Origin of the sequence: Mesorhizobium sp. M1088, from assembly GCF_040318575.1 — a bacterium.
Lineage (GTDB): Bacteria > Pseudomonadota > Alphaproteobacteria > Rhizobiales > Rhizobiaceae > Mesorhizobium.
In genome coordinates this window covers 143,316-165,617 of record NZ_JAMYMO010000003.1, presented here as the reverse complement: position 1 = coordinate 165,617, position 22,302 = coordinate 143,316, and the positions used below count along the sequence as shown (strand labels likewise).

The following is a 22,302-nucleotide window of genomic DNA, read 5'->3' as shown; positions in this document are numbered from 1 at the left end:
CGGTAGGCAGCCCTTAAGCGACAATGTCCTGAATCAGGCGCGTGAGTGGGGCTTCGTCGCCGGAAAAGCTTGAGATCATGGCCTTCATTACACGATCGCGATCCAGCTCGTCATCGTCGAAACCATGGCCGGCGTTATCGGCTAATATCGCCAGAAACGCCAGCTGAGTGCGGCCGTTGCCTTCTCGGAAGGGGTGTATCGCATTGATCTCAGCGAGAACGTGCGCTGCGCCAGCTGCAAAGACCTCGGCTGATGTGCTGGAATAATGGCCGGCGGCTGAGAGTTCTCCGAAAACCCGCTGCATCTCGGCATCGATGTACTCGGGGTAGCAAAACCAGTTACCGCCCTTGCCGATGCGGATGGTGCGCGGTTCACCGGCCCACGCATAGACGTCCTGAAACAGGTGACGATGCAGTGCCAGATAGTGCGGATAATCCAGATCACCAGCTGGAAAAGCCTCATCGGCCCGGGTCAGAAACAGAGCGAGCTCAAACTCGTCGAGCTCGGACTGATCATGAATGTCGAGGAGGTTGCGAAGGACGGTCGTGCCCGGATAGCACAGAGGATCGGATTCTGCGGCATAGACCAAGGTCCGCTACTTCTTGCGCGCCTGTTCTTTGATGAGCTTGCGTCGCTCATCACCGCTCAGCCCACGCTGCGAGCTTTGCTCAAGGATATGCCCCATGCGTGGACTTAGCTTCATACCTTCGACGGCGCTGATTTTGGCGCCTCGACTGCTCGTCAGGACATAGTGTCCGCTCTTTGGCGAGCGATCTAATTTGGGGGAACGACTTTTCATCTGGCAACGCTAGCACATGCCGGCCAAGGGGACCAAAGCGAATTTTGCGGCCGTGAAACAGCTGAATCCGACGATCATGGAGCGAGCGCGCCACTGTCGCTGAAATACGGTCGCTGATCGACAAGGTCGCATAAGCAGTCGCGCGACGCTATTGTTTGGCGGGCTCCGGCTTGGCGCTGGTGTCGAACCGCGACATCCATTTGAAGCTGCCGAACCAGTAGCGGCGCACGCCGCCTATGGTGCCGTCGGCGGTGCGCGCGCCGATCCAGTTGTTGACGTATTGGATGAGGCGCACATCGTCCGGGCGCATCGCAAACGCCTCCGGCGTCCGCAACAGCGGGCCGCCCACCATTGTCAACTTCGCGTCATAGAGCCTGGCGGCCATTTGGGGCGTTGGCGATGTCGCGACCATTGCCTGTGCGTCGCCGCCGATGATCGCGGCGAAAACATCTGAGGTATTGTCGAAAGACAGGATGGTCGCCTTGGGAAAAGCTTCCTTCGCGGCGGCTTCATCGGTGGAATTGGACAGCACGGCGATCTTGTATCCCGGCGCCGCCACTGCCTTTCCCGGCCTTTTCCCAAGGCTGGCGATCGTCGCAACCATGCGGATATCGGCGGTGCCGGTCTGGTTGGAGAACACCACCTCGCGTGCGCGTTCCGGCGTGCTGGCGTAGCCAGCCGCGATCATGTCGAAATCACCCTTGAGCAGTCTTGTCTTAAGGTCGTTCCAGGGCACCTCGACCAGCTTCAGGTCGACGCCGAGATCAGACGCCAGCGCACTGGTCAGGTCGACATCATAGCCGGCCAACTTCCCGTCGGCCTTCTTGAGGATCCATGGCGGGTTGAGCGCCACGCCGATCGTCAGTGCCTTCTGGTCGATGATGCGCTTGAGGCTGTCGTCCGCCCGGGCCGGCAGCAGCGACAAAGCCAACCAGGCAGAAAGGGCAAGTATAGTTGTGGCGATCATCTTAGCGCGCATTAATATAACCTCGCTGAGCCCGTCCGGTTGTCAGATTTACACAGAGGTGCCATTCTGTCGATAGCGGACCCTGATGGAGAGTTGCGATGTCGACACGGATGACGGTTACCGGTTCGATGATGTTCCTGGTTTGCATCCTGGGCAATCCGGCGAAGCTTTCGCTGCTGCCGGCGGCAGCGCAGGCTGCGGGGGCAAAACGCGTGGTCTGCTCCAGCGCCGATTACCGCTATTCCTATTGCGGGGTCGATACGCGCCGCGGCGTGCAGTTGACCTCCAGGCTTTCGAAGGCGCGTTGCGTATACGGTAGAAGCTGGGGCTATGACGGCGGCGGCATCTGGGTCGACAATGGTTGCTCGGCCGAATTCGCAGTCGCCGGCCCCGACCGCAATCCCTCTGCTGGCGACGTCGCCGCAGCCATTATCGTCGGCGGCGTGGTAGGCGCCATTCTCGACAACGGCAATTCGCATCGCCATCATTCCGATAATTACTATCCGAAGCCGCGCCCGCGCCGTTACGACCAATCGATCGATCCGACGCCGCAATTCGACAATCAGGGCAACCCCAACTTCGATACCCACGGCAACTACCAGGGACCGCACGGGCTGGGCAAGCTTGTCACCCCTGACGATAATCCTGACCTGAATCCGGCCCTGCGCAGCGACGGCGACGACAGTTAGATGAAGCTTGGGTCAGGTTTCGGTCAGATGCCGCCGTACCAGTCGTAGCCATTGTCCTCCCAATAGCCGCCTCTGCCGCCGCCGAGATTGGCGAAGCCGTCGACCAGCTCGATCTTGTAGAGGTATTTCGGCATCTTGTAGCCGAGCTGGCGCTCGACGCGGACGCGCAGCGGCGCGCCGTTTTCGACCGGCAACGGCTTGCCGTTGAGGCCATAGGCAAGGATCGTCTGCGGATGGCGGGCATCGACCAGGTCGATCGAGCCGTAATATTTGATGTCGCCGGCCAAGCTGCGGTCGATCGTGTCGAGGCAGTGGAACATGACGTAGCGCGCCTGCGGCTTGACCACTGCCTGGTCGAGCACCAGCGACAGCGGCGTGCCGGTCCATTTGGCAATGCAGCTCCAGCCTTCTACGCAGTCGTGGCGGGTGATCTGGGTGCGGCTCGGCATGTTCATCAGCTGCTCGCGGCTCAGCGACAGCGGTTTTTCGACGAGGCCTGAAACCTCCAGCCGCCAGTCGGCGAAATCGCTGGCGAGCAGGCCCTTGTAGAAATCGTCGTCCGGTGCGGTGACGCCGTTCGGCCGCTGTGGCTGGCGAATGTCGGCCTCGGTGAACTCCGGCGCCAGCGCGTCAGCGCCGGCAAGCAGTCGCTGCGCCCGCCAGGTCAGGCCATTGGCGCTTTCGAGGAAGCTGCGCAGGCTGTCGCCGACGCCCAGCTGGCTGTCGAAGGCGTCGCAGCCCGACAGCATGATGCCGGAAAGGCCGAGGCTGGCCGAGGTCAGGAACTTTCTTCGGCTTATCTGTAGCTTGGAGCTGATCTCGAATTTCGCCATGTCAGGCACTCCTCTCTGGCGCATTGTCGCCATGCGCCTGCGGGTCGGTTCGGTACCACCCGGTGATGATGGAGCGCAGCTCGTTGATTGGACCGGCGGCCAGGATCATCAGGATGTGGATAATGAAGAAGGCGACGAGCAGCAGCATCACCGTGAAATGAATGGTGCGCGCCGTCTGTCGGCCGCCGAGCAGATCATTCAGGAACGGCAGCACCGAATCCATGCTCGGCGACATGGCAAGGCCGGTGATGATCATCAGCGGCAGCAGCACGAACAGCACGCCGCCATAGGCCATCTTCTGCAGCGTGTTGTAGTCGCGCGTGTGGTGGAACCTGAGCTTGGCGTGCTCGACAATGTCTCGCGGCAGCCGCCTGAAATCATCGAGGCGCGGGGCAAGATCGCGGCGCAAATGGCCGTTGATCAGGCTGGCGACCAGCCAGACCAGCAGCGTGGTGGTCAGCACCCAGGCAAAGAAGAAATGAACGACGCGCGCGGTGCCGAGATCGTAATAGGAAGGGATCGTCGCCCAGGACGGGAAGGCACGGGAGGTTTCCTGGCCGGCCGGACCCGACCAGCCGAGCACGCCAGTGGTATCGAAGCGCTTGCCGAAGATTTCGGTATAGCCGCGCGGGCCAGTCGCCGTATTCTCGGCGCCAATGGCGAAGACGGTGTTGTTGTAGCCAAAACCCGACTCCTTGCCGATATAGAGCTGCGGGCGGGCGTTGAAGATCTGCAGGCCGGAAAGCAGCATGAAGAACAGCGCGATCGCCCACAGCCAATGCGTCAGCCGCGTCCAGCGCGACTGCCGATAGATCAGCGTCGCATCCGTCGAAGCAGCGCTATCTGCCCCGGTGCTGGCTTCGCCTCTGGCAACTGATTCCATATTTTCCGTGCCTCCCTGCCAAGCGGTTCCGCGGCCTCGTCAGATCTCTTCTCCTCCCAATACGTCGCCAGCCTAAGCGATGTTTCACCCGATCACGGATTTATTACGGACTGCCGAGGCTGACGGCGAGGTTGACCGCGGCTGCCACGATGACCGTGTTGAAGAAGAACGACAGGATCGAATGCACAAGCACGACACGGCGCATTTGCGAGGTCGTGATGTTGGTGTCGGCGGTTTGCGCCGTCATGCCGATCACCGTGGCGAAATAGAGGAAATCCGAGCCTTCCGGCCGCTTGCCGCCCGGGAAGTCGAGGCCGCCGACCGGAATTTTCTTTTTTGTGTCGCCATCCATCGCATCGCCATCCAACCAGTAGATATGCGCGTAGTGAAGTGCGGCCATCGCATGGATGGTCAACCAGCCAAGCGGGATAGACAGCAGCGCCACCATAAGCTCGACGGTGTCCGCGCTCTTCTCCCTGTTGATCAATTGAAACAACGACATGATGGCAATAGCGACGACAATCAGCGTGACCGCGAAGATGGCCAGTACCGGCAGGTCCGTGTCGCCTGCATTCTTGCGCAGATAGCTGCCGGTAAGCCGCGGCATATGGGCGATGACAAGGACGAGATAGGCGGCAAAGAACACATTGGCGCCGATCGAATAGGCAAGCGGCGCACGCCAGACCAGCGCGGCGCCAAAGGCTGCCACGCCGATGCAGGCCGACACCGCGAACGGCGTGTGGCGTCGCATGGGCATCTTGGTCGGGGTACCGGTCGCCATGGCCTTCAGTCCGCAGACGCGGATTTCAGCGCCCGCCGTAGGATGCGGTCAAGCTCGCCGAGGAACCGCGAGCGGTCCTGCGGCGCGAAGCTCGAATTGTAGCCCTTGCTTTCGCCGGTCTCGCGCAGATGCTGCTTGAGATCGCGCATTGCCACCGCCATGCCGATCGTTTCAGGCGTAAACGGGCGTCCGGCCGGACCAAGTACGTGGGCGCCAAGCGCCACCGCGCGCGCGGCAAGCGGGATATCGGCGGTCACCACAATGTCGTTGGACCGGGCATTTTCGACGATCCAGTCGTCGGCGGCATCGGCACCCTTGGAGACGACGACATTGCGGACCATCGGATCGCGCGACGGACGCAAGCCGCCATTGGAGACGAAGGTGACGACGATGCCGTGCCGCTCAGCGACTTTTTCGACCTCGGCCTTCACCGGGCAAGCGTCGGCATCGACGAGAATAGCAGGTGCGGGCATCGTTGTTCCAAATGCGAAAGAGCCGGGCGGCGTCGCCCGGCTCGATCGATGATAGTCGAGCGGCTACTAGGCCGGCAACGCGCCGGATCTCTTGGCCGTCCAGGTGGCGATATAGTCCATCAGTCCTGGATTGAGGCAATCATAAGGTTCGAGCCCGATCGACTTCAGCTGTGACCTTATGCCGTCCATGCGGCTCGGATCGACACCGGACTCGATGATCGAGGAGACAAAGGCGGTGAAGCCCGGCGGCGACCAGCCGTCTTCCTGGAAGCGCTCGGGATGGATGAAGGACAGCCCCTTGAAAGCGTGGTCGCGCTCGACCGGGCCGTGCATGTGGACGCCGCAGCCGGTGCAGGCATGGCGCAGGATCAGCGCGCCCGGATCGACGATCTTCAGCTTGTCGCCGTTTTCGGTCACCGTCACGTCGTTTGTACCGGCAACCGCCACGACCGAGAACAGCGCGCCTTCCGGCTTCCAGCATTTGGTGCAGCCGCAGGCATGGTTGTGAGCGATCTGGCCCTTGACCTTGACCTTGACCGGGTTGCTGGTGCAGGCGCAGACCAGCGTGCCGCCGGCAAAGTCGGCCTTTTCCCGTGGCAGTCCATTGTCGATTTTAGGATGCAGTTTTTCCGGCATTTTTGTCTCCTCCCTTGGTTCTATGCTGGTTCCGTTTCGATTACCGCTTCATTCTCCATACGGTGTTCTTGCTTGACGCGCTCTACCACCTTGAGCGCCTTGCTCAGATATGTATCGCGCACGAGAAACGATATTTCTTCTCTGCCGCGGTCGATCTCATCGAGGTCGATGCGAACGCGGTTGTTATTCCTAAGCGCTACCCAAAGATGTTCGCCGAATTGCCAGCTCTGCATACTGAGCGACTCGCTGAAATTCGGATATCGGATCCGAACCCGGATCAGTACCTCCTTCAATAGACTACCACGCTCCTGATCGACTTGCCTTCATGCATCAGGTCAAAGCCCTTGTTGATGTCCTCGAGCTTCAGCGTGTGGGTGATCATCGGATCGATCTCGATCTTGCCGGCCATGTACCAGTCGACGATCTTCGGCACGTCGGTGCGGCCGCGCGCGCCGCCGAAGGCGGTGCCCATCCAGGTGCGGCCGGTGACCAGCTGGAACGGCCGCGTCGATATCTCCTGGCCGGCGCCGGCAACGCCGATGATGACCGACTTGCCCCAGCCGCGATGCGACGCTTCCAGCGCCTGCCGCATGACTTTGGTGTTGCCGGTGCAGTCGAAGGTGTAGTCGGCGCCGCCGATCTGGTCGGCGCCGCGCTTGGTCATGTTGACGAGATAAGCCACGACATCGCCGTCGATCTCCTTCGGATTGACGAAATGCGTCATGCCGAATTTCTCGCCCCAGGCTCGTCTGTCATTGTTCAGGTCGACGCCGATGATCATGTCGGCGCCGGCAAGGCGCAGGCCTTGGATGACGTTGAGGCCGATGCCGCCGAGGCCGAACACGACCGCCGTCGCGCCTTGCTCGACCTTGGCCGTGTTGATCACAGCACCGATGCCGGTGGTGACGCCGCAGCCGATGTAGCAGATCTTGTCGAACGGGGCGTCGGCATTGACCTTGGCCACCGCGATCTCGGGCAGCACGGTGAAGTTGGAGAAGGTCGAGCAGCCCATGTAGTGGAACAGCTTGTCCTTGCCGATCGAGAAGCGCGAGGTGCCGTCCGGCATCAAGCCCTGACCCTGCGTGGCGCGGATGGCGGTGCACAGATTGGTCTTGCGCGACAGGCAGGACGGGCACTGCCGGCATTCCGGCGTATAGAGCGGGATGACATGGTCGCCCTTCCTGACCGAGGAGACGCCCTTGCCGACGTCGACGACGATGCCGGCGCCCTCATGGCCGAGGATCGCCGGAAACAGGCCTTCCGGGTCGGCGCCCGACAGCGTGAACTCGTCGGTGTGGCAGATGCCGGTTGCCTTGATCTCGACCAGCACCTCGCCATCGCGGGGACCTTCGAGGTCGACCTCCATGATCTGCAGCGGCTTTCCGGCGGCAACGGCGACAGCGGCGCGCGTTTTCATCAGGCAATCCTCCCAAGGCAGTCTGCAATCCAGGTTAGATTTAACTTACCATTCAGCTCTGCGCTATGCACGAAGCGACGTTCTGACCCCGGATTTTCGTCAGCGCCCGCCGATTTGCATGCGGGATAGGCTCCGACTTTGCCTTGACCGGCCCCCTGAAGCCCATAAAACGGGAAGCCCGCAAAAGAAGGGCAGCCGAGGGACGAGGCCTGCATGTTCACAAAGATCCTGGTCGCCAACCGTGGCGAGATCGCCTGCCGCGTGATCAAGACGGCGCGCAAGATGGGCATCGCCACCGTCGCGGTCCATTCCGACGCCGACCGCGACGCCGTGCATGTCGAAATGGCCGACGAGGCGGTGCATATCGGGCCTTCGCCGGCTGCGCAAAGTTATCTGGTCGCGGAAAAGATCGTCGCCGCCTCCAAGGCCACAGGAGCAGAAGCCGTGCATCCCGGCTACGGTTTCCTGTCCGAGCGGGCATCCTTCTGCGAAGCGCTGGAGCAGGAAGGCATCGTCTTCATCGGCCCGAAGCCCAAGGCCATCAAGGCGATGGGCGACAAGATCGAATCGAAGAAGTTCGCCAATGCGGCCAAGGTGTCGACGGTGCCCGGCTGGCTTGGCGTCGTCGAAAACGCCGCCCATGCCGAAAGAATAGCCGGCGAAATCGGCTATCCCGTGATGATCAAGGCTTCGGCCGGCGGCGGCGGCAAGGGCATGCGCATCGCCTGGAGCAAGGCAGAGGTGCGCGACGGCTTCGACCGGGCGCGGTCTGAGGCCAAAAGCTCGTTCGGCGATGACCGCGTCTTCATCGAAAAATTCATCGTCGATCCGCGCCATATCGAAATCCAGGTGCTCGCCGACGCGCATGGCAACACGCTCTATCTCGGCGAGCGCGAATGCTCGATCCAGCGCCGCAACCAGAAGGTCGTGGAGGAGGCGCCGTCCCCCTTCCTCGACGCCAAGACCCGCAAAGCCATGGGCGAGCAATCGGTGGCGCTGGCCAAGGCCGTCGAGTACCAGAGCGCCGGCACGGTCGAGTTCATCGTCGACAGCGACAAGAACTTCTATTTCCTAGAAATGAACACGCGGCTGCAGGTCGAGCATCCGGTGACGGAACTCGTCACCGGCATCGACCTGGTCGAGCAGATGATCCGCGTGGCGGCCGGCGAAAAGCTCGCCATCAAGCAGAGCGACGTCAAGCTGAACGGCTGGGCGGTGGAAAGCCGCCTCTATGCCGAAGATCCGTATCGCAACTTTCTGCCGTCGATCGGCAGGCTGACGAAATACCGGCCGCCGGAAGAGGGAAAATTCGGCGAGGTCGTCATCCGCAACGATACCGGCGTTACCGAAGGCTCGGAAATCTCGATGTTCTACGACCCGATGGTCGCCAAGCTGTGCACCTGGGCGCCGACACGGCTGGCGGCGATCGACGCGATGTCGGAAGCGCTGGACAGTTTCGTCGTCGACGGCATCGAGCACAACATACCGTTCCTGGCGGCGCTGATGCAGCATCCGCGCTGGCGGGAAGGGCGGCTATCGACGGCGTTCATCGCCGAGGAATATCCCGACGGCTTCGCGCCCATTGTGCCGAACAGCGAAGAAAACGCGGTGCTGGCCGCGATCGCAACCGCGGTCGAACTGCTGCGCCGCGACCGGCTCGACCGGCTGGGCGGGCGGCTGGCGCCGCATTCGGGCGCCTTGAAACGCGATTGGGTGGTGAAGATCGGCCGGGATTATCTTTCGGTTGCCATCGTCGAAGGCATGATTTCCATTCCGATGGAGCTCGACCTCACAATCGACGGCGGCAAACCGCTGACGGTGGCATCCGACTGGCGGCCGGGCGATCTCATCTGGCGCGGCACGGTCGGCGGCCGCAAGGTCGCGGCGCAAGTCAGGCCGGTGCTGAACGGGTTCCGCATCGCCTGGAAAGGCATCTCGGTGACAGCCCGCGCCATGCTGCCGCGCACCGCCGAACTCGAAAGGCTGATGCCGGAAAAAGGCGCGCCGGATACCTCGAAGATGCTGCTATGCCCGATGCCCGGCCTCGTCGTGTCGATTGCCGTTGCCGAGGGGCAGGAGGTCAAGGCCGGCGAGACGCTGGCCGTGGTCGAGGCGATGAAGATGGAAAACGTCCTGCGCGCCGAGCGCGATCTCATCGTCTCGAAGCTCAACGCCAGGCCAGGCGATAGCCTTGCCGTCGATGCGGTGATCATGGAATTCGCGTGAGGCCGAAACCCCCGCCCTCGACGCCCGTCAGAAGTTGGCGGGACAGCGCCCCCCTCTGCCCTGCCGGACATCTCCCCCTCCAGGGGGGAGATTGGCAGCCTCGGCGCCTCGCTCGCTCCTGCAACGTTGGAAATTGGCGAAAGCCGAGATGATGGCCAATCTCCCCCCTCGTGGGGGAGATGTCCGGCAGGACAGAGGGGGGCGCGAAGGAACGCGACCTTGCAATTGGTTGGGCACGCTCAGTGGAGGAGGGACAAGGCGAGGCCGCGAGGAATTCGCATTTTTCCCCGTCGCGCCGTATTTTGTTCTTGCTTTGTGCCGGCAGCTATGCTACTAATTTGGGTATGGTGCTAATTGGCTCCAGCGACCCGCCCGCAGTGGCGGGTTTTTATTTGCAGCCTGACGTCGGCGGGACAGCGCCCCTCTCTGTCCTGCCGGACATCTCCCCCACGAGGAGGGAGATTGGCAGCTTCGGTGGCAGCGCCTTTCTGCCGGCGGAAGCGATTGCTAAGTTCACAAAGCTCCAATCACTACCGCTGGACTCGTGTTACCCGGTGCCGGACAATACAATACATCTTCATCGACTGAGTCCTTGTGAGGCGGCGCGAAAAAACCATGGCGGATGAAAGACTTCCACGCGATCCCTTGCTGCGCGAGGCCTATGCAAAGGCGTCGCGGGCGGAGGCGGCGGCGCGTCGATTCATTCATCTGCGTGTGCATTCGGCCTATTCGCTGCTCGAAGGTGCCTTGCAGCTCGGCAAGATCGTCGGCCATGCGGTGCAGGACGAATGCCCGGCAATCGCCGTCACCGACACCAACAATCTGTTCGGCGCGCTGGAATTCGCCCAGAAGGCGGTAAAGGACGGCATCCAGCCGATCATCGGCTGCCAGATCGACCTCGCCTTTTCCGGCGAGGCGAGCGACAGCCAGCGCGACCGCAGGCGGCAAGGACCGGAGATGCGGCCGGTCGTCCTGATCGCCGCAACCGAGGCCGGCTACGGCAATCTGGTCAGGCTGGTCAGCCGCGTCTACCTCGAGACACCGCCCGGCGAAGCGGTGCATCTGACGAGCGAGATGCTGCAGGGCCACACCGACGGATTGATCTGCCTTACGGGCGGACCGCGCGGTCCGATCGGCAGTGCCTTGAAACAGGATCGCCGCGAACTCGCCGAGACCCGGCTCTCGGCGCTCAAGAGCCTGTTCGGCGACCGGCTCTATGTCGAGCTTGAGCGGGTCTCCGGCTACGACCGCGCCATCGAGCAGTCGTCGGTCGACCTCGCCTACCGCCACGATCTGCCGCTGGTTGCCACCAACGAGGCGTTTTTCTTCTCTCGTGAAGACTATGAGGCGCATGACGCCCTGATCGCCATCGCCGAAGGTTCCGTGGTTGCGGCCGACAATCGCCGCCGCCTTTCGCCCGACCACTTCCTGAGAAGCCAGGCCGATATGGCGAGGCTGTTCGCCGACCTGCCGGAAGCAATCGACAACACCGTCGAGATCGCGCTGCGCTGCTCGTATTACCCGAAGACCCGCAATCCGATTCTGCCGCGCTTTGCCGGCCGCGATGTCGCCGACGCCGATGCTGCGGTCAAGGCGGAGGCGCAGGAGCTTGCCAGGCAGGCGCATGAAGGGCTGGAGGCGCGGCTGGCGGCGCACGGCCCGACGCCCGGCTATACCGTCGAGCAATATCGCGAAAGGCTGGATTTCGAGCTCGGCGTCATCGAGAAGATGAAATATCCGGGCTATTTCCTGATCGTTGCCGACTTCATCAAATGGGCCAAGGCACAAGGCATTCCGGTCGGCCCGGGCCGCGGTTCGGGCGCCGGCTCGCTGGTCGCCTATGCCACGACCATCACCGACATCGATCCACTGCGTTTTTCGCTGCTGTTCGAGCGCTTCCTCAATCCCGACCGCGTGTCTATGCCCGACTTCGACATCGACTTCTGCCAGGACCGGCGCGAGGAAGTCATCCGCTACGTCCAGCAGAAATACGGCCGCGACCAGGTTGGCCAGATCATCACCTTCGGCACGTTGCAGGCGCGCGCGGTGCTGCGCGACGTCGGCCGCGTGCTGCAGATGCCTTACGGGCAGGTCGACAAGCTGAGCAAGATGGTGCCGTCGAACCCGGCCAATCCGGTCAAGCTCGCCGACGCCATCGCCAACGAGCCGCGCTTTGCCGAAGAGGCGGAGCGTGAGCCGATCGTGCAGACGCTGCTCGATACGGCGCAGAAGCTGGAAGGTCTTTATCGGCACGCCTCGACGCACGCCGCCGGCATCGTCATCGGCGACCGGCCGCTGTCGGAGCTGGTGCCGATGTACCGCGATCCGCGCTCGGACATGCCGGTCACGCAGTTCAACATGAAATATGTCGAGCAGGCGGGGCTGGTGAAATTCGACTTCCTTGGCCTGAAGACGCTGACGGTGCTGGACAGGGCCGTCAAGCTGATCCGCCGCCGCGGCATCGAGATCGATCTTGCCCACATTCCGCTCGACGACCCCGAAACCTACGCCATGCTGTCGCGCGGCGAGGTGGTCGGCGTGTTCCAGGTGGAAAGTGCCGGCATGCGCAAGGCGCTGATCGGCATGCGGCCCGACTGTATCGAGGACATTATCGCGCTGGTCGCGCTCTACCGGCCGGGGCCGATGGAGAACATACCGACCTACAACGCCAGAAAGCACGGCGAGGAGGAGATGGCGTCGATCCACCCGAAGATCGACCATCTCGTCAAGGAGACGCAAGGCGTCATCGTCTACCAGGAACAGGTGATGCAGATCGCGCAGGAGCTCTCCGGCTATTCGCTGGGCGAAGCCGATCTGCTGCGCCGCGCCATGGGCAAGAAGATCCGCGCCGAGATGGACAAGCAGCGCGAGCGCTTTGTTTCGGGCGCGGTCGAGCGCGGCGTCGGCAAGCCGCAAGCCGACTTCATCTTCGACCTGCTGGCAAAGTTTGCCGACTACGGTTTCAACAAATCGCATGCCGCCGCCTATGCCGTCGTCTCCTACCAGACCGCCTATCTGAAGGCGCATTACCCTGTCGAATTCCTGGCGGCGTCGATGACGCTCGACATGGGCAATACGGACAAGCTCGCCGATTTCCGCCAGGATGCGCTGCGCCTCGGCATCGAGGTGGTGGCGCCGTCGGTCATGACGTCGTTCCGGGATTTCGAGGTCGGCGAGAACCGCATCTTCTATTCGCTGGCCGCGCTCAAGGGCGTCGGCGACGCGGCGGTCGAGCACATCGTCGCCACGCGCGGCGAAAAACCCTTCAAGAGCCTTGCCGATTTCTGTGAAAGGGTCGATCCGAAGATCGTCGGCAAGCGCGTCTTCGAAAGCCTGATCATGGCCGGCGCGCTCGACTGCTTCGGTCATGACCGCGCGGCGATGATGGCCGGCGTCGAGCGGATGATGGGGCTGGCGTCGCTGGCGCAGCAGAATGCCGTCACCGGCCAGCATGACATCTTTGGCGCCTCGCTCGGCGCACAGTCGCAGGCGCTCAACTTGCCGGCGACCGATCCCTGGCTCGCCGCCGACCGCCTGCACCGTGAATTCCAGGTGGTCGGGTTCTATCTCTCGGCGCATCCGCTCGACGAATACAAGGCGGCGCTGCAGAAAATGCGGGTGCAGACCTGGGGCGAGTTTTCGGCCGCCGTCAAACGCGGTGCTGCCGCCGGCCGGCTCGCCGGCACGGTGACCACCAAGCAGGAGCGCAAGACGCGCACCGGCAACAAGATGGGCGTCGTGCAGTTCTCCGACACCTCCGGCCAGTATGAAGCGGTGCTGTTTTCCGAGGGGCTGGCGCAATACCGCGACCTGCTCGAACCCGGCCGCTCGGTGGTGATCACCGTTTCGGCCGAGGACAGGCCTGAAGGCGTCAATCTGCGCATCCAGACCGTGCAGTCGTTGGAGGAAGAGGCAAGCCGTATCCAGAAAGCGTTGCGCATCTTCGTCAGAAATGACGCACCGGCATCGACAATCCAATCGCAGCTTGGCCAGCGTGGCGACAGTCAGGTGAGCATCATCGTCATCAAGGAAGGCGGCGAGGGCGAGGTCGAGATCGAGTTGCCCAACCGCTACCGCGTATCGCCGCAGATCGCGTCGGCGATGCGGGCGGTGCCGGGCGTGGTCGAGGTGGAACTGGTCTAAGAGTTAGCGCACGCTTATGAAGCGGCGATCTCCGCCGGTTGCGGTGCTCTCCGCTGCAGGTTGAGCAGATTTCCCATGAGGATCAGCAGGGCGCCACCGGCGGTGAAGGCGTCGATCTGCTCGTGATAGAGCAGCCATCCGATCACCGCCGACAGCGGCACGCGCAAAAAGTCCATTGGCGAGATGACCGTCGCATCGGCATAGACAAGTGCGCGGGCCATGCAGAAATGCGACGACATGCCGGTGAAGGCGATGAGCAGGATCCACGGCCAGAGCTCAAGCGGCGGGTTGCGCCATTCGTAAAGCGCCGGGACGAGGCCAAGCAGCGACTGGATGATCAACATCCAGAAGATGATGCGCACGACGCTGTCCGTCCGCGTCAGCGACTTGACGAGAACCACCGAGACGCCGAAGCAGACCGCGGCTCCCAGCACGATAACATGCCCCGGATTGACCGCGCCGACGCCCGGACGCACGATGATCACAACGCCGATCAGCCCGAGCACGATTGCCGCCAGCCGTGGCCGGGAGAGCCTTTCGCCGAGGAAAGCGACGGCCAGCAAAGCGGTCCAGATCGGCGTCGTGAATTCGATCGAGATCAGTACCGCAAGCGGGATCAGCGTCAGGGCGTAGAGCCAGGCAGCCTGGCCGGTATAGTGGACGACGTTGCGGGCGATATGAGCCAGCGGGCGTCCGGTGCGCATCGCCGCAAAACCGCCTGACATCATGACCAGCGGCAACAGGATGAAAAAGCCGATCACCGAGCGCAGCTCGAGCACCTGGAAGACGTTTAGTTCGGCCGTCGTGGCACGGCCGGCCACCGACATCGCCAGGAACGAGGCGATCGACAGCGCCATCCAGAACGCGGCCTTGGGGATCGAGGGTGCGGGTGCCATGCGGCTATGTCGCAAGCCGGAGCGCTCATCGCAACCGCTAGCCGACGCATTCGACTGGGCCAGCCGTGCAGCGTTGCAAACAGTGATGTTGAAGCCGGAACCCGCCGCTGAGGGAAGCGTTGGTCCCTCAGTGTTTGCGTGCTGTGTTTTGGATACCAACGAGGAGCGGTCCGATGAAATCACTTGCACGATTTGTACTTGCCGGCTGCCTGACGGCCGGGGCCGGGGCCGGGGCAGCGCATGCCGACGATCCGGATTTTCTTCGCTCATTCCAGGGGAATTTCGCCGGCAAAGGCATCGTCAAGGTGACCACCGATGCGCCGACGGTGAATGTCTCCTGTTATTTCAATTCCGACGCAACGTCGAGCTCGCTATCGCTCGACGGCAGCTGCCGCGGTCTTATCGTGGTAACGCGCGCCATCAGCGCCGATCTCAAATCGAGCGGGACGAAATACACCGGCACCTATGTCGGATCGCGCACCGGGCCGGCGCAATTGAGCGGCAGCCGCTCCGGCAACGCAATCAATCTCGGCATCCGTTGGGCCAAGGAGGTCAATGGCGATCGCAAGGCGCAAATGACGGTCGAGAAGAACGGCGAGAATGGCATGCGGCTGATCGTCGTCGATACCGATCCGAAAACCGGGAAGAGTGTGGTGACCACCCGGATCGATCTGCAGCGCACGTGACTGGGGCAAGTTGATATTCAGGTGAGGCCGGCCTGCGAAAGGCGGTTTCCTGCGCATCCAGTGCTCACGTACTCACAAGTGCGCTCCGCTCCGGTTCTCGGAAACCACCCTTCTCGACTCGGCCTGACCTGAATCTCAAACATGCCGGTATCATTCCTCGACCGGTTCGGGCGGATGGGCATCGCGGCCCTTGCCGAAGGTATAGCCGGTTTCCACCGCCCTGCGGCCGAACTTGCCGCGCAGCGTGTCGATGGCGCCTTCGGCCATGGCGCGCTTGCGTGACTGGACGTCGACCAGGTCGGGCGGGTCCGCCCGGTCATCGTCGGAGAGATCGCTGACGCCAATGCCGAGCAGCCGGTATTTCGTGCCATCCGCTTCCTTGCGCAGCAGCTCGAGCCCGGTCTGAAAGATGCGGTCGGCCAGCCGGGTCGGATCGCCGAGTTGGCGATTGCGCGTGCGGATCTTGAAATCCTGGGTCTTCAGCTTGAGGACGACGGTGCGTCCGGCAATGCCGGATTTCTTCAGCCGGGCCGAGACTTTTTCCGACAGCGCCCTCAGCACCGAAACCAGTTCGTCGACGGAGGCGATGTCGGTATCGAAAGTGGTTTCCGCCGAGACGCTTTTCGCGTCCTGGTCGGGAACGACGCGACGGTCGTCCTCGCCGCGCGAAAGCCGGTAGAGCCGGTCGCCCATGACGCCGTAGCGGCGCATCAGATCGCTACGTTCCATGCGCTGCAACTGGCCGATGGTGCGGATGCCGTCGCGCTCGAGGGTGGCGGCAAAGGCCTTGCCGACCCCCCAGATCAGCGTCACCGGCTGCTCGGCCAGGAAGCCGATAGCCTCGGCCTCGCCGATCACCGAAAAGCCGCGCGGCTTGCGGAAGTCCGACGCCACCTTGGCCAGGAACTTGCAGTAGGAAAGGCCGGCCGAAACGGTGATGCCGATCTCCTTTTCCACGCCGAGTGCGAAGCGCGCCAGCACCACCGCAGGCGGCAGGCCATGCAGGCGCTCGGTGCCGGCGAGGTCGAGAAAGGCCTCGTCGATCGAGAGCGGCTCGACCAGCGGCGTCAGCGCCTGCATCATGGCGCGTACCTCGCGGCCGACGCGCACGTATTTTTCCATGTCCGGCGGCAGGACCACCGCTTCCGGGCAGGCTTCGAGCGCCTTGAACATCGGCATTGCCGAGCGCACGCCGTGGATGCGGGCAATGTAGCATGCGGTGGAGACGACGCCGCGCTTGCCGCCGCCGATGATCAATGGCCGGTCCTTCAACGCCGGATTGTCGCGCTTTTCGACCGCCGCGTAGAACGCGTCGCAATCGATATGGGCAAGGCGCAGCCGGTAGAGCTCCGGATGGCGGGCGAGCCGTGGACTGCCGCAGCGCTCGCAACGGCGTGCCTCGCTGCGCTGAAAACTCAGGCAGTCGCGGCAAAAACCGTGTTCGGGATTGTTGACAGGGGCCGCCATCGCTGCGAACATAAAGAGAACAAATGCAATGGTACGTCAGGACGGATGCCACGACAAGGCGGTGGGCCGGGAGAGAGCTCATGAATACGACCATAGCGCCGCTAGTGCCCGAGCTTTGGGCGGATTTCGAAGATCTTTTCGGTAGGCAAGGCGCCTGCTACGGCTGCTGGTGCACACATTTCCGGCTGTCGCCCGCAGCACGCCGCGCGAGCAACCGGGAGCGCAACAAGGACCACATCAAGGCGCGGATCGAGGCCGGGCCGCCGCCCGGCCTGTTGGCCTTCGAGGGTGGCCAGGCGGTCGGCTGGATGCAGATCGGCCCGCGTGCCGACGTGCCCGAATGGAACAACCAGGGCAGGGGGTCGGCGCCGATCGACCCCGCCGACGCCAGCGATCCGGGCGCCTGGGCGATCTCCTGCTTCTTCATCCGCGCCAAAGCACGCGGCAAAGGCCTGTCGCACCGCCTGGTCCAAGGCGGCATCGAGTTCGCCCGCGAGAACGGCGCGCGGCTGATCGAGGCCTGCCCGATCGACCTGTCGAAGGATTCGCGCTCGATCGGACTGTTCGTCGGCTCGTCGCGGGTCTTCGAAAAGGCCGGGTTCCAGCGATTGGTCGAACGTAAGCCAGGCCGACCGCTGGTGCGGCTGGTGCTTTAGCCGGATGCGCTTTTGGCCTACAGTCGGCGTCTTGCGGCTGCAACGCTGTTTCACTAACACAAGCAATGATTTGGCCCGAGACAACGGAGAATCGACGTGAAGCGTGTATTGCCACTTGTTCTCGCCGTCGCGTTTAGCGCGCCCGCTTTCGCCCAGACCGTCGACAGCCAAGGCGCGAAGAAGCTTACCGATGATCTGGCACATTATTTCGGCAGGCAGGGTTTCGATATCGGGCTGGTGAAAATCACTGCCGACGGCGATGCGTACAAACTCGCCGTCGATTTCAAGCCGCTCGTCGCTTTGCTGTCGAAACAGGATTCCTTCAAGTTCGACGTCACGCCTTACGACATGCGGGTCAAGCCGCGCCAGGACGGGCAGTGGGACGTGTCGGCGGATACGTCGCTGACCGGATCGTTCGATTTCAAGGGGCCTCAAGGGCCGCAGCACATCGACTTTTCGGTGTCGAACAACAAGTTCACCGGTGTGTATGATCCGGCCCTGGTGGCCTTCGTCAGCGCCACGGGGTCAATGGACGCTATGACGATGAAAACCCGGGAGCCGAAGCAAGAGGCCGATGTCTCTGCCGGTGCCGGCACCGCCACGCTAAATTCGACGAAATCGGCGAACGGCGGCATCGATTTCACTGTCGCGGAAAAGATCTTGAATTTTGCTGAAGTCCTCAAAATCAACGATCCCGAGCGAGGGTTGAATTTTCCGGTCACCCTCAATGCGCCGGAACTTTCGGTGCATGCAAACGGCAAGGGTGTTCGGACAAAGCCGTTGATGGATCTGCTTGCTTTTGCCGTCGCTAATGAAGACGAGGCGAAACTGAAAGTAAATCAGGCGGAACTTAAGTCACGTCTCCTTGCGGCGTTGCCTGTCTGGGAAAGAATCGACGGAACGTACGCCTTCAAGGATTTCGCAATTGAGAGCCCAGTCGGCAAGTGGGGTGCGAAGCAGTTGGATTTGGCCAGCGGCATGGATGGCGTCTCCCAGAACGGCAAGATCAACTATGGGATCAAGGCCTCCGGTCTGACGATCCCCCGGCAATTGCTGCCCGCCTGGACTGGTCCACTGGTGCCGACGGATATCGACCTCAACTTCGGCGGTGCCAATATCGATCTCGACACGATGGCGAAGAAGGCGATCGAAGCCTTTGATCTCAATAAGAATCCGCCGTTGCCGGGGGAATTCGGCAAGGCTTTGGTCGCCGATTTCAAGGCCAAGAAACCCAAAGTAATCCTCGGCCACTCGACCGTGAAGAATGGCGACGTCGAAGTCGCCATGGAAGGCGAGATGACTTTCCCGGGCGGCGAAAAGCCTGATGCGACCGTGACCGTCGCTGTGGCCGGCTACGACAGGATCGTCGATGCCTTGAAGGAAGGCGCCAAGAGCGATGAGCCGATGGCGCAGGCCTTCCCCTTTGCGCTGGCCGTCAAAGGTTTTGGCAAGACGCTGCCGGATGGCCGGCTGGAATGGGTGATCAACACCAAGGCCGATGGGTCCGTTTCGGTCAACGGCGCCATGCTGAAGGGGCCGGATGAAGTCCAGGACGACAGCGCCGGCCAGGATGACAACTCGGGCGATGATGGCGCGAATGGAACGGACAATTCGACCGGGGGCGAGGATTCGGACGGCGGCGACAATGGCGGGGCAGGACCGAAGCTGCAGCCCTGAGCGCTCCCATTAAAGCCCCAGAGCGCTCGCGATCTTCGGCGCGGCGTCGCGCCAGTCTTCGACGACTCTGACGCCGTCCGGCGGCGGCGGCAGGAAAGCGCGCAGCGAATTGTCGGCCATCAGATGGAAGAGATACGCATCGGCGACCGAGTTCTGCACCGACACAAGATTGGACGGCTGATCGTCGACGAAAGCGACCGGGCGGCCCTTGTTGCCGCGCAATTTGGCCACCGCCGGTCCCTTGGCCATTTCGGTGGTCAAAAGCGGGTAGGGCAATCCGAGCGCGTCGAGATGCGCACGGCGCACCACGCGGTGCTTGTGCGGCATGGCGGTTAGCAGAACGATCTCGGCGCTGTCGCTAAGCGCTGCAAGAGCATCCTCGGCACCGTCGGTGATGCTTTGCCAAGCGGCCTGGGCGTCAAAGAATTCCCCCAGAAGTGCCGTAACCTCGGGCTGTTCGATCAAACGGCCGCTCGCCGTTTCGGTGATGTTGCCGGTGAGGCGGAAGGAAGCCAGCGTCAGGCCGAAGCCGCGCGATTTGAGGAAATGCGGAAACGGCCGGATGAATTCGAGCACGACGTCGTCGACGTCGAGCACCAGCAGCGGCCGGTCGTCGTCGGCCAGCTCCTCGATCTGCCGCGCCGTCTCGGGATCGTCGCTCATACCGAATGCTCATGATTGTCGTCGCCGAGCGGCAGCGCCCGCAATGCCTTGCCGACTGCGGCCGGCGGCGTCCCGGTCTCCTCGGAAAAACGCATCAGCGTCGGCTCGTGGGCAAGGATGAACTGCAGCACGCCGGCCAGGAATCCAGGCTCGCCCGCCGCCCGGCGGATGGAATGGGCTTCGATGCCGGTGATCGCCAGGAAGCGGGGCAGAAGTTCCGGATCGGCGGCGACGAAGCCCAACGCCTTTACGGCAATGGTTTCCGCTTCCTCGCGCATTGACGCTGCGTTTGCCATCGCTACCTTCCTTCATGGGCGGAATCGTTCTGTTTTCGCAGTAGTGGCAAGTGTCGCCGGCAGCAAGCTCGCCCACCTGGAATCCGAACGCTTTTAGGGCGGCCGGTTTGCGTTTCGTCAATCATATTGCCGTATAGTGGGAACAGGTTTGGTGCGTGCCGACAAGGGGGCGCATGACGGCACCCTTCGAGTGGAAGGTCAGCCGGGACGGGAAATCGATGCCAAAGAAGGTTATGATCGTCGAAGACAACGAGCTCAACATGAAGCTCTTTCGCGACCTCATCGAAGCGAGCGGCTACGAGACGGTGCGCACACGCAACGGCCTGGAAGCGCTGGATCTGGCGCGGCAGCACAGGCCGGACCTCATCCTGATGGACATCCAGCTGCCGGAAGTGTCGGGCCTCGAGGTCACCAAATGGCTGAAGGAGGACGATGATCTCCACGTCATCCCGGTCATCGCCGTCACCGCCTTCGCGATGAAGGGGGACGAGGAGCGCATTCGCCAGGGCGGCTGCGAGGCATATATCTCCAAGCCGATCTCGGTGCCGCGTTTCATCGAAACCATCAAATCCTACCTGGGCGATGCCTGATGTCCCTTTCCAGCCGAGCCGGAGCTTTGTGAAATGACCGCGCGGATCCTCGTCGTCGACGACATCCCAGCCAATGTCAGGCTGCTGGAGGTTCGGCTACTCGCCGAATATTTCGAGGTCCTGACCGCCACCAACGGGCCGGACGCGATCGAGATCTGCGAGAACGGCAAGGTCGACGTCGTGCTGCTCGACGTGATGATGCCCGATATGGACGGGTTCGAGGTCTGCCGGCGGCTGAAGGGCGACCCGGCGACGTCGCATATCCCTGTCGTGATGATCACCGCGCTCGACCAGGTTTCGGACCGGGTGCGCGGCCTCGAGGCCGGCGCCGACGATTTTTTGACCAAGCCGGTCAACGATCTGCAGTTGATGACGCGCGTCAAGAGCCTGGTCAGGCTGAAATCGCTGACCGACGAGCTGCGGCTGCGCGCCTCGACGACACGCAATATCGGCATCGAGGAGCTTTTGAGCCGCAACTTCGCTGCCGACGATGCGGTGCCGAAGGTGCTGCTGGTCGACGAGCGCAAATCCTCGTTCGAGCGCATCCAGAAGATGCTGCGCGGCAGTGCCGATCTCGACGTCGCCAACGATCCGCATGCCGGCTTCTTCCAGGCCGCCGAGCAGCCGTATGAATGCGTGATGATCTCGACGGCCTTCGCCGATTTCGACCCGCTGAGGCTCTGCTCGCAATTGCGCTCGCTCGATCGCACCCGTTTCCTGCCGATCATCCTTCTGGCGGACGAGGGCGAGGAGGGACGTATCATCCGCGGCCTCGAACTCGGCATCAACGATTATCTGATGCGGCCGATCGACCAGCAGGAGCTGACCGCGCGGCTGCGTACGCAGGTGCGCCGCAAGCGCTACAACGACCAGCTTCGCGCCAGCGTCACCCAGACCATCGAGATGGCGGTGACCGATGCCCTGACCGGCCTGCACAACCGGCGCTATCTCGACAGCCATCTGCAGACGCTGTTCGACCGCGCCGTGGCACGGCGCCGGCCGCTGTCGGTGATGATCACCGATCTGGACCGCTTCAAGAGCATCAACGACGCGCATGGCCATGACGGCGGCGACGACGTGCTGCGCGAATTCGCGCGGCGGCTGCGCAAGAATGTGCGCGGCATCGATCTAGCCTGCCGCTTCGGCGGTGAGGAGTTCGTCGTGGTGATGCCGGACACCGACGGCGCGGTAGCCGAAAAGGTCGCCGAGCGCATTCGCGCCGAAATCGCCCAGCTGCCGTTTGCCATCGGCACCGAAGGCAAGGCCGTCGAAGTCACCGTCAGCGTCGGCGTGTCGTCGGTGCTGAAGGGGGTAGACACGGTCTCGGCGCTGATGAAACGCGCCGACCTCGCGCTCTACGAAGCCAAGAGCGGCGGCCGCAATCGCGTCGTCGCCAAGGCGGCTTAGCACCGAACACCAATTGCCCGGTCAACGCGACAAGGTTACGAATTTACCTTAATCCAAGCGATTTGCGAGGCTTGGTTAAGAAACGGTTGATTTCCATAAGTTGTTGCGCAAATGTGC

At 62.6% G+C, this 22,302-nt stretch carries 21 protein-coding genes; 8 read left to right on the top strand and 13 right to left on the bottom strand.

The genetic code is table 11. The features are described from left to right. Nucleotides 1-13 precede the first annotated feature (13 nt). Together NKH49_RS05455 and NKH49_RS05450 are read right to left on the bottom strand one after the other, a co-directional pair. Nucleotides 14-589 (bottom strand): Fic/DOC family protein, encoded by a 576-nt coding sequence (locus NKH49_RS05455; RefSeq protein WP_352816759.1) that lies wholly within the window; start codon nt 587-589, stop codon nt 14-16. Between the two features lie 358 nt (nt 590-947). Further along, nucleotides 948-1,778 (bottom strand): transporter substrate-binding domain-containing protein, encoded by an 831-nt coding sequence (locus tag NKH49_RS05450; protein ID WP_352451339.1) that lies wholly within the window; start codon nt 1,776-1,778, stop codon nt 948-950. Between the two features lie 86 nt (nt 1,779-1,864). On the opposite strand from NKH49_RS05450, the gene NKH49_RS05445 reads away from it, so the two are divergent. Continuing rightward, nucleotides 1,865-2,455, top strand: coding sequence for a DUF3011 domain-containing protein (locus NKH49_RS05445; RefSeq protein WP_352925351.1), 591 nt, complete (start codon nt 1,865-1,867; stop codon nt 2,453-2,455). Nucleotides 2,456-2,478: 23 nt separating this feature from the next. Here the strand turns inward: NKH49_RS05445 and NKH49_RS05440 are convergent, their stop codons facing one another. The 7 genes from NKH49_RS05440 to NKH49_RS05410 all read right to left on the bottom strand — a co-directional run bounded on the left by NKH49_RS05440 (nt 2,479) and on the right by NKH49_RS05410 (nt 7,478). Next, nucleotides 2,479-3,288, bottom strand: coding sequence for a molybdopterin-binding protein (locus NKH49_RS05440; protein WP_352451337.1), 810 nt, complete (start codon nt 3,286-3,288; stop codon nt 2,479-2,481). A 1-nt stretch (nt 3,289) separates the two neighbouring features. Beyond that, nucleotides 3,290-4,171: a cytochrome b/b6 domain-containing protein gene (locus NKH49_RS05435; RefSeq protein ID WP_352925349.1), complete on the bottom strand. Its 882-nt coding sequence runs from the start codon at nt 4,169-4,171 to the stop codon at nt 3,290-3,292. Between the two features lie 103 nt (nt 4,172-4,274). Further along, entirely contained in the window at nt 4,275-4,952 is a 678-nt protein-coding gene (locus NKH49_RS05430; RefSeq protein ID WP_352473888.1) for a DUF1345 domain-containing protein, read from the bottom strand. A gap of 5 nt (nt 4,953-4,957) precedes the next feature. Continuing rightward, nucleotides 4,958-5,425 carry a YaiI/YqxD family protein gene (locus NKH49_RS05425; protein ID WP_352770259.1) on the bottom strand — a complete coding sequence of 156 codons (468 nt, stop codon included), beginning with the start codon at nt 5,423-5,425 and terminating at the stop codon, nt 4,958-4,960. Between the two features lie 66 nt (nt 5,426-5,491). After that, entirely contained in the window at nt 5,492-6,061 is a 570-nt protein-coding gene (gfa, locus tag NKH49_RS05420; RefSeq protein WP_352451333.1) for an S-(hydroxymethyl)glutathione synthase, read from the bottom strand. Between the two features lie 20 nt (nt 6,062-6,081). Continuing rightward, the gene (locus tag NKH49_RS05415; RefSeq protein ID WP_352451332.1) at nt 6,082-6,354 is read right to left on the bottom strand and encodes a hypothetical protein; all 273 of its coding nucleotides are present in this window, start codon (nt 6,352-6,354) and stop codon (nt 6,082-6,084) included. After that, the gene (locus NKH49_RS05410; RefSeq protein ID WP_352770261.1) at nt 6,351-7,478 is read right to left on the bottom strand and encodes an S-(hydroxymethyl)glutathione dehydrogenase/class III alcohol dehydrogenase; all 1,128 of its coding nucleotides are present in this window, start codon (nt 7,476-7,478) and stop codon (nt 6,351-6,353) included. The genes NKH49_RS05415 and NKH49_RS05410 overlap by 4 nt, the downstream gene beginning before the upstream one ends. A gap of 213 nt (nt 7,479-7,691) precedes the next feature. Between NKH49_RS05410 and NKH49_RS05405 the strand changes: the two genes are divergently transcribed. After that, entirely contained in the window at nt 7,692-9,704 is a 2,013-nt protein-coding gene (locus NKH49_RS05405; protein ID WP_352770263.1) for an acetyl-CoA carboxylase biotin carboxylase subunit, read from the top strand. 615 nt (nt 9,705-10,319) lie between these two features. Then, the gene (gene dnaE, locus NKH49_RS05400; protein ID WP_352770264.1) at nt 10,320-13,847 is read left to right on the top strand and encodes a DNA polymerase III subunit alpha; all 3,528 of its coding nucleotides are present in this window, start codon (nt 10,320-10,322) and stop codon (nt 13,845-13,847) included. 14 nt (nt 13,848-13,861) lie between these two features. Here dnaE and NKH49_RS05395 read toward each other — a convergent pair whose 3' ends face one another. Beyond that, complete coding sequence (locus NKH49_RS05395; protein ID WP_352471788.1) at nt 13,862-14,743, bottom strand: DMT family transporter; 882 nt, start codon at nt 14,741-14,743, stop codon at nt 13,862-13,864. Nucleotides 14,744-14,916: 173 nt separating this feature from the next. Between NKH49_RS05395 and NKH49_RS05390 the strand changes: the two genes are divergently transcribed. Next, nucleotides 14,917-15,429 (top strand): hypothetical protein, encoded by a 513-nt coding sequence (locus NKH49_RS05390; protein ID WP_352925346.1) that lies wholly within the window; start codon nt 14,917-14,919, stop codon nt 15,427-15,429. A gap of 150 nt (nt 15,430-15,579) precedes the next feature. Here the strand turns inward: NKH49_RS05390 and NKH49_RS05385 are convergent, their stop codons facing one another. Next, the gene (locus tag NKH49_RS05385) at nt 15,580-16,908 is read right to left on the bottom strand and encodes a DNA polymerase IV (RefSeq protein WP_352682952.1); all 1,329 of its coding nucleotides are present in this window, start codon (nt 16,906-16,908) and stop codon (nt 15,580-15,582) included. Between the two features lie 68 nt (nt 16,909-16,976). Here NKH49_RS05385 and NKH49_RS05380 point away from each other — a divergent pair, with 68 nt between their 5' ends. Both NKH49_RS05380 and NKH49_RS05375 read left to right on the top strand, forming a co-directional pair. Next, nucleotides 16,977-17,552 (top strand): GNAT family N-acetyltransferase, encoded by a 576-nt coding sequence (locus NKH49_RS05380; protein ID WP_352925344.1) that lies wholly within the window; start codon nt 16,977-16,979, stop codon nt 17,550-17,552. A gap of 501 nt (nt 17,553-18,053) precedes the next feature. Beyond that, entirely contained in the window at nt 18,054-19,229 is a 1,176-nt protein-coding gene (locus NKH49_RS05375) for a hypothetical protein (protein WP_352925342.1), read from the top strand. Nucleotides 19,230-19,238: 9 nt separating this feature from the next. Here the strand turns inward: NKH49_RS05375 and NKH49_RS05370 are convergent, their stop codons facing one another. Both NKH49_RS05370 and NKH49_RS05365 read right to left on the bottom strand, forming a co-directional pair. Beyond that, on the bottom strand, nt 19,239-19,892 hold the full coding sequence (locus NKH49_RS05370; protein WP_352925340.1) for a hypothetical protein: 654 nt from the start codon (nt 19,890-19,892) through the stop codon (nt 19,239-19,241). After that, nucleotides 19,889-20,188, bottom strand: coding sequence for a DUF3572 domain-containing protein (locus NKH49_RS05365; RefSeq protein WP_352502452.1), 300 nt, complete (start codon nt 20,186-20,188; stop codon nt 19,889-19,891). Before NKH49_RS05365 ends, NKH49_RS05370 begins: the two co-directional genes overlap by 4 nt. 218 nt (nt 20,189-20,406) lie before the next feature. On the opposite strand from NKH49_RS05365, the gene NKH49_RS05360 reads away from it, so the two are divergent. Next, on the top strand, nt 20,407-20,778 hold the full coding sequence (locus tag NKH49_RS05360; RefSeq protein ID WP_006334976.1) for a response regulator: 372 nt from the start codon (nt 20,407-20,409) through the stop codon (nt 20,776-20,778). 33 nt (nt 20,779-20,811) lie between these two features. Beyond that, nucleotides 20,812-22,185 carry a PleD family two-component system response regulator gene (locus NKH49_RS05355; protein WP_352925338.1) on the top strand — a complete coding sequence of 458 codons (1,374 nt, stop codon included), beginning with the start codon at nt 20,812-20,814 and terminating at the stop codon, nt 22,183-22,185. Nucleotides 22,186-22,302 lie beyond the last annotated feature (117 nt).

Coding starts and splice junctions, on each gene's coding strand:
- NKH49_RS05390 (WP_352925346.1), top strand. CDS start 14,917: ATGAAATCACTTGCACGATTTGTACTTGCCGGCTGCCTGACGGCCGGG.
- NKH49_RS05355 (WP_352925338.1), top strand. CDS start 20,812: ATGACCGCGCGGATCCTCGTCGTCGACGACATCCCAGCCAATGTCAGG.
- NKH49_RS05445 (WP_352925351.1), top strand. CDS start 1,865: ATGTCGACACGGATGACGGTTACCGGTTCGATGATGTTCCTGGTTTGC.
- NKH49_RS05435 (WP_352925349.1), bottom strand. CDS start 4,171: ATGGAATCAGTTGCCAGAGGCGAAGCCAGCACCGGGGCAGATAGCGCT.
- NKH49_RS05440 (WP_352451337.1), bottom strand. CDS start 3,288: ATGGCGAAATTCGAGATCAGCTCCAAGCTACAGATAAGCCGAAGAAAG.
- NKH49_RS05410 (WP_352770261.1), bottom strand. CDS start 7,478: ATGAAAACGCGCGCCGCTGTCGCCGTTGCCGCCGGAAAGCCGCTGCAG.
- NKH49_RS05365 (WP_352502452.1), bottom strand. CDS start 20,188: ATGGCAAACGCAGCGTCAATGCGCGAGGAAGCGGAAACCATTGCCGTA.
- NKH49_RS05450 (WP_352451339.1), bottom strand. CDS start 1,778: ATGCGCGCTAAGATGATCGCCACAACTATACTTGCCCTTTCTGCCTGG.
- NKH49_RS05370 (WP_352925340.1), bottom strand. CDS start 19,892: ATGAGCGACGATCCCGAGACGGCGCGGCAGATCGAGGAGCTGGCCGAC.
- NKH49_RS05380 (WP_352925344.1), top strand. CDS start 16,977: ATGAATACGACCATAGCGCCGCTAGTGCCCGAGCTTTGGGCGGATTTC.
- NKH49_RS05395 (WP_352471788.1), bottom strand. CDS start 14,743: ATGGCACCCGCACCCTCGATCCCCAAGGCCGCGTTCTGGATGGCGCTG.
- gfa (WP_352451333.1), bottom strand. CDS start 6,061: ATGCCGGAAAAACTGCATCCTAAAATCGACAATGGACTGCCACGGGAA.
- NKH49_RS05405 (WP_352770263.1), top strand. CDS start 7,692: ATGTTCACAAAGATCCTGGTCGCCAACCGTGGCGAGATCGCCTGCCGC.
- NKH49_RS05430 (WP_352473888.1), bottom strand. CDS start 4,952: ATGGCGACCGGTACCCCGACCAAGATGCCCATGCGACGCCACACGCCG.
- NKH49_RS05425 (WP_352770259.1), bottom strand. CDS start 5,425: ATGCCCGCACCTGCTATTCTCGTCGATGCCGACGCTTGCCCGGTGAAG.
- NKH49_RS05360 (WP_006334976.1), top strand. CDS start 20,407: ATGCCAAAGAAGGTTATGATCGTCGAAGACAACGAGCTCAACATGAAG.
- dnaE (WP_352770264.1), top strand. CDS start 10,320: ATGGCGGATGAAAGACTTCCACGCGATCCCTTGCTGCGCGAGGCCTAT.
- NKH49_RS05385 (WP_352682952.1), bottom strand. CDS start 16,908: ATGTTCGCAGCGATGGCGGCCCCTGTCAACAATCCCGAACACGGTTTT.